The organism is Clostridiaceae bacterium (assembly GCA_012840395.1).
Taxonomy (GTDB): Bacteria; Bacillota; Clostridia; order Acetivibrionales; family DULL01; genus DULL01.
Genome location: DULL01000114.1, coordinates 1 through 5,966 on the forward strand (window position 1 = coordinate 1; position 5,966 = coordinate 5,966).

The 5,966-nt window shown below is 35.5% G+C and carries 5 protein-coding genes; 3 read left to right on the plus strand and 2 right to left on the minus strand.

The genetic code is table 11. The features are described 5' to 3' along the window. Positions 1 to 111: 111 nt before the first annotated feature. Positions 112 to 654 (minus strand): hypothetical protein, encoded by a 543-nt coding sequence (locus GXX20_12625; protein ID HHW32492.1) that lies wholly within the window; start codon positions 652 to 654, stop codon positions 112 to 114. Between the two features lie 185 nt (positions 655 to 839). On the opposite strand from GXX20_12625, the gene GXX20_12630 reads away from it, so the two are divergent. Then, the gene (locus tag GXX20_12630; protein ID HHW32493.1) at positions 840 to 1,271 is read left to right on the plus strand and encodes a CBS domain-containing protein; all 432 of its coding nucleotides are present in this window, start codon (positions 840 to 842) and stop codon (positions 1,269 to 1,271) included. A 102-nt stretch (positions 1,272 to 1,373) separates the two neighbouring features. Here the strand turns inward: GXX20_12630 and GXX20_12635 are convergent, their stop codons facing one another. Further along, a complete protein-coding gene (locus GXX20_12635; protein HHW32494.1) occupies positions 1,374 to 1,853 on the minus strand; it encodes a hypothetical protein in 480 nt (159 codons plus the stop codon). A 160-nt stretch (positions 1,854 to 2,013) separates the two neighbouring features. Here GXX20_12635 and GXX20_12640 point away from each other — a divergent pair, with 160 nt between their 5' ends. After that, complete coding sequence (locus GXX20_12640; GenBank protein ID HHW32495.1) at positions 2,014 to 2,184, plus strand: small, acid-soluble spore protein, alpha/beta type; 171 nt, start codon at positions 2,014 to 2,016, stop codon at positions 2,182 to 2,184. A gap of 552 nt (positions 2,185 to 2,736) precedes the next feature. Beyond that, positions 2,737 to 5,748 (plus strand): hypothetical protein, encoded by a 3,012-nt coding sequence (locus GXX20_12645; protein ID HHW32496.1) that lies wholly within the window; start codon positions 2,737 to 2,739, stop codon positions 5,746 to 5,748. The last annotated feature ends 218 nt before the right edge of the window (positions 5,749 to 5,966 follow it).

Consider the following 5,966-nt stretch of genomic DNA (forward strand, 5'->3'; position numbering starts at 1 on the left):
CGGTTATTGTAATATTAAACTGAGCCATGGTTCATCCTCCTCGGTTTGGTATTTGATGGTACTTATATTCTAACCGAGGTATGAGCTTTGGCTCAACTTCTTTTTACACCATTATATAGACTTAATCTTCAATGCAACAAAAATAATATTTTTATCATTAATATTAGGTATTTTTGCAGGAGGAATATATTCTACAAGAGACTGACCATTTTTATCTACTCTTATGCTTTCTTTGCTAAAACGTCCAAACGTATTTTTAGTATTATTATTACTAATATTATTCTCAACATTATCCATATAAGTAATATCTTTCTGATCCAATATACCTTCAACAAAAAGATCTACTTTTGCGTATGGAACAGGCTTGCCTGATTTATCCAGCACTTTAATCCGAAGGACAAGCCTGTTGGAAGTGTCAGCGCTTAGAGATTGGATAAAAGGATTTACAAGCTCTAAATTAATGTTTAGATTTTGCTTTCTGGTAAGTTCATATTTAACACAGCCAAGAATAAAAGGAAGCGCAGGGAGACATGAAGTCAATAGTATACTACATAGTAGTAAGATGATGATGCTTCTGTTAATAAAATTATTAAAATTAAGGTTTCTATTAAAATCCAGATTATGTTTAAGCATCTTATTTATCAAATTTATCATTCCTTCCTTCATTTAATTTAATTATAACCATCGGACAGCAATCCATGAAAGCTGTAATTTTTGGTTGGATAATTCGGATAAAAAGCTTTGATAAAGTACTATTTTTTTATGTCGTGGGAAAAATAAAATAGAAGTTTGCTATTACAATAATTATTTCAAAAGTATTAAAAAGGAGGATGATGAATTTGAAAGTAAGAGATATAATGACAAAAAGTGTTGCGTATGTTAATCCCAACACTCCGGTAACCGAGGTAGCACAGTTAATGCAAAAACATAATGTAGGTTCCATTCCTGTGCTGGATGCAACAGGCATAGTTGGAATTGTAACTGACAGGGACATTGTAGTAAGAAATATAGCCCATGGAAAATTACCTCAAAATACTTCTGTTAAGGATATTATGACAACACAGGTAACTACTGTGACGCCTGACACAGATATAGGTGAGGTTTCAGCTATTATGTCAGATAAGCAAATAAGAAGAATTCCGGTGGTCGAAAATAATAAGCTCGTTGGAATGGTATCCTTAGGAGATGTAGCAACTCAGCCTCGTTATGATGTAGAAGCGGCTTATGCGTTGACTGAAATTTCTAAACCCTCAAGACCTGAAAAAACGTAATATAAAATGCTGTATATAATAGATTAAAAAGATAAATTTCTGCGTTATTTTTAGCCAGCCAAGAGCAGGGTATGCCTGCTCTTTCCTATATAATTATACAACCTATAATATAATTGTCACGAACTTGATAGAATAAAGATCGCACATCATTAAATCATCTGAATCTATAGGTTGTAAAATTATATAGCTGACTCCCACATATCTTAAAGTACCGGTCCGGTCAACAAGAGGACCGTTAGTGCCAATGAGAAACTCTACTCTTACTTTGCGGCCAATCTGTGTTCTTAAAAAACCTGCGGTATATGCAACATTGTCAATAGTTGCAGGTGCAGGTTGGCCATATACTGTAGCTCCTGCAGCTCCATTCATAGGAACATTAAATGGAGATATGGAAGCAGGGCCTGTAGGAATACCTGTTGGAAGTACAGGAAGTCCCTCCTGATTTGAAAGTCCGGCATGCGGTAAAAAGGAGGCCTGATTTCCTTGCATTGTTTGGGTTAAAGGTGACTGTGACTGAAAACCTTGTATCATCTGGCTGTATGGATACATACATTCTCTGCTATTCTTTGTATACGTATTCATCTGAACTCCTCCTAAAGGTATCGTAATACAGTATATTAACATAAAGAAAAAAAAGTGAACAAATGAATAAATTACAACTATTAATTTTAAAAAAAATGCAAAATATATTAAGGCACGCTGATAATTCGGAAGCAATTCCGAAAATAAGGAGGGATATGAAATGGCAAGACGTGGAAGAATAATGTCAGAAGCTCTGAAAACAGAGATTGCAAAAGAGCTCGGTGTATATGACATCGTTGCTTCTGAGGGATGGGGATCAGTAACATCCAGAGACTGCGGTAATATAGTCAAAAAGGCTATAGAAATAGCAGAAAGAAGCATGAATAAGTAGTAGACCTTCCTTAGCGTAGCAAAGCCGGCATATTGCCGGCTTTAATTATGCTTGTGTAATAATTTCATTAAATAAAACACTGTAAAAAAACTCAAAAAAAGCTTATTTAACAGGATTTCAGGTTGAAACTTAATTTTTTTAATGGTATAATTTAACTATAAATTCAGGACGAACCAGATATATTAGGTAATGTAATTGTGTTGTATTTTCATTGTACATATATTATGCCTAAGGCCTCTGGTAATCGCCCATGGATTTAGGACCGCCTTATTTACATGCCAACACAACTCCTAGAAATAAGTGGATATAAACGTGTATAGATAGCATTATTGCAGTTCTGTTACAGTTTCTTTACACTTGTTTTCTATTTGTTGACTGGTATGAAGGGCGGTGGTATAATCAATTTGTGCTTGAAATGGGTACTGCGCCCTTTTCAGCTGAATTGCTTATAAGTTGGGTTATTTACTGAAGGGAGAAGGCGTAACCTGACTTGTTATAGTTAATAAATAGCCTTACTCCCAAAAAAAAATAAAATGAGGAGGATTTGAGAGTATGAAAAATCTCAAAAAGCTACTTGCAGTTATCATAGCAGTTGCTTTAATGGCAACAATGATGGTTCCTGCATTTGCCGCTGAGACAGAACTAAGTGATGTAGAAATCTGCGAATTACTTGGTATGCTCAAAGGCGAAGGCCAAGGCGTCACAGAAGAATACTTGGCAAAACCGACATACAGAATACAAGCTGCTATCATGTTTTTAAGACTGCAAGGTCTGGAAGATGAAGCGCTTGCTTTTAAAGGAACAGAGAATTTTGATGACGCTGAAGAAATATGGGAAGGCGGAAGAGCAATTCTTGCTTATCTGAAAGCCAATCCAGAACTCGGCTGGCAGGGCGTTGGGGACAACAAATTTGAACCCCTCGTAACCATCGATGCAAAATCATACTATAAAGTAATGCTTGAAGCTTTAGGTTACAAGCAAGGTGTAGATTTTGAATGGAGTGAAGTTCTTGATTTTGCTGCTGAAATAGGTTTAGTTAAATTAGCAGATGTTGAAGAACTTACAAACGCTGACGTTGCCAGTGCAACAGTTGAAGCTTTATTAGCTAAAGTTAAAGACCAGGATATTACTCTTATTGAGAAATTAGTTGCTGACGGAGTTATTTCCGAAGAGGCTGCTATTGAAGCTGGTTTAGTAGCTGAAGAATTGGCTGTAGAAGCTAAAGCTGTTGGTGCTAAGAAATTCCAGGTATCCTTCAGCGATGCTGTTGATACAAGCAAAGCTACTTTTGCAGTTAAGAAGGGTACAATCACAATTAATACTTCAAAAGTTGAATGGAACGAAGCTAAGACAGTTGCTACTATTGAATTAGTAAGCAAAATTACAAAAGGCGATTACACTATCACTATTGGTGGCGTAGAATTGCCAGAAGGTGCTAATGTTATAACAATTGCAGCTGAAGATGAAAAGGTTGCAGAAATTGAAATTGCTTCAGATGTAGCTCCATTAGTACAATATGCAACAACTGATCCAAATTACAATAAAGAAGTTTTAGTATACTACAATGTAAAGAATCAGTACGGAGAAGATATTACTGCTGGAACTACACTTCAGTGGACTTCTTCAGTAGGTAATGTAATAGATAATTCTACTGGTGTTAAGAAAGTACAATTACCAAGTGGTACTTTTGTTCTTAACCAGAACTTTACAGTTACTGCACTGCATGCAAATACAGGTACTTTTGCAACAAAGGTAATGAAAGTTGGAGATTATTCAAGAGTATCTGATATAAAAGTTGGCTCAGTATTTAATAAAGACAATAAAGTATTAAATACAAAGACACTTACAACTGATAATTTCTATGTAGAAATAGAAGCTTATGACCAGTATGGAAATAAAGTTACTAATGCTACACAGTTAAAAGATCAGGTAACAGTTGTTAATACAAATCCTTCAATTTTAGGTAATCCTTTAACCGGTGCGAATCCATTTGTAAATGAGATTCCAGACTCTGCTAAGAAAACAGCTGGATATCAGCTGCAGCCTGTAAGGGATAACAATAACGCTGTAACAGAAGGATTATCAGGAAAAGTAACACTTTACTTCTATGCTAACATTACAGGTAAACAGGCTACAATAGAAATTAATGTAGAGAAAGTATCATCACTTGACTCATTAGTACTTGAAGTTCCCGCTGATTTAGTTGTAAAGGGCGAAACAGTTAAGATCCCATTCAATGCTTACGATCAAAATGGTGTTGAATTATCAGAAACTGCAAAAGCTGCAATACCATCTTCAGTAGTAAGCTGCTCAATACAGGGTTCAACTGTTAAGTTTGAATACAACTATGAAACAAACAAAGCAGAACTTAAAGTTACTATACCCGACACAGCATATGTCGGTACAGCATCAATAACAGCGTTTACACCTACTGGTAAACATTCACAAATCTTTATTGATGTAAAAGATACTGCTAAAGCTACAACCGTTATTGGAACTAAAGATTTAGTTGTCAATATGACTAAGAACGCAACAACTACAATTGAATCAAAGAATATACTTGTAGCTGACCAATACGGAAGAACAATGACTCTGAATTCTGATTGGTTCAACAAGTATAAGATAAAACTCGAAAGCAAGAGCCCAACATTGGTTGACTTTAACGGCGTTTCAGTTACTGAGATTACTTCTACAGCTGATAAGATTACAATGAAGGGATTACAAACTGGTTCCTCAAGAATAGTTGTAAGCATTATTGACAAGACTGCTGCAGACTATGATCCAGCTGATTTAACTAAGGCTATAGTTGCTGGAAGCGCATATGAATTCACAGCATCAACAGTTGCTAAATCAGCAATAGCTGAATACAAGCTTGAAGTACCAGAAGTTCTCTATCATGCAAGATCCCATGCACAACCAGTTAGTGTATACGGCTTGACTTCTAGTGGAGCAAAAGTTGCATTGTTAGCTCCAGTAGTTGATGCAAGTGGTAACATCACAACTGAAGGAGACTTCGTAATTAATACTAATGATGCTGGCGTAATTTATGACAGCAATGGCAAACTGAACGGTACTGACTCACTTACAGTTGGAGGATCAATTAAAGAAAATACTGATAAGGTAGTTACTGTACTGGCAGTTGTAAATGCCGATAAAGGACCAGAAACATTAACTGCAACAACAACATTAACAAATAAAGCTCCTGTTCTGACAACTATATATGCTGAAACAGTAAATCCTGTAACAGTTAAGAATGACATTGCATATATAAATGCTGACTCAAATGGAGATGTTAATGTAGCAGCCCTCAAATTAGTCATCAAAGGTAAAGACCAGTATGGAGTAAAGATGGGTGCAGCTAATGATGGTGATATACAGACCTTGATTACTAATGTCCTTATTACAAACGTTCCAAATGGCGTAACAGTTACTGGTAATGGAACATTGACTCCTTCAATCAGTATCGGTTCAGCTGATGAATATACTTTTAAAGCAACATTCATAACAAATACAAGCTTGACAAAAGAAATCACAGTTGTAGTTAGAAAAGCTGCTACAACATAATGATTGAAAGACAACTTAAAAAATAGCCGGATTTCGATCCGGCTATTTTTTTGATATGTGTCAATAATTGGGGTAGGTTCCCTAGTAGACTTGTAAGCGTAAAATAGATTCGCACATGGTATCTTTTGCTTAATAATAGTACAATCATTGCAAACCAGGTTGAAAATGTTGAAAAACTTGAAAAAGTTGAAAAACTCTCAAATTCACATACTTTAAAA

What these genes read in the sequence shown, in the direction of transcription:
- GXX20_12635 (HHW32494.1), bottom strand. Translation starts at nt 1,853, where the DNA reads ATGAATACGTATACAAAGAATAGCAGAGAATGTATGTATCCATACAGC.
- GXX20_12640 (HHW32495.1), top strand. Translation starts at nt 2,014, where the DNA reads ATGGCAAGACGTGGAAGAATAATGTCAGAAGCTCTGAAAACAGAGATT.
- GXX20_12645 (HHW32496.1), top strand. Translation starts at nt 2,737, where the DNA reads ATGAAAAATCTCAAAAAGCTACTTGCAGTTATCATAGCAGTTGCTTTA.
- GXX20_12625 (HHW32492.1), bottom strand. Translation starts at nt 654, where the DNA reads ATGATAAATTTGATAAATAAGATGCTTAAACATAATCTGGATTTTAAT.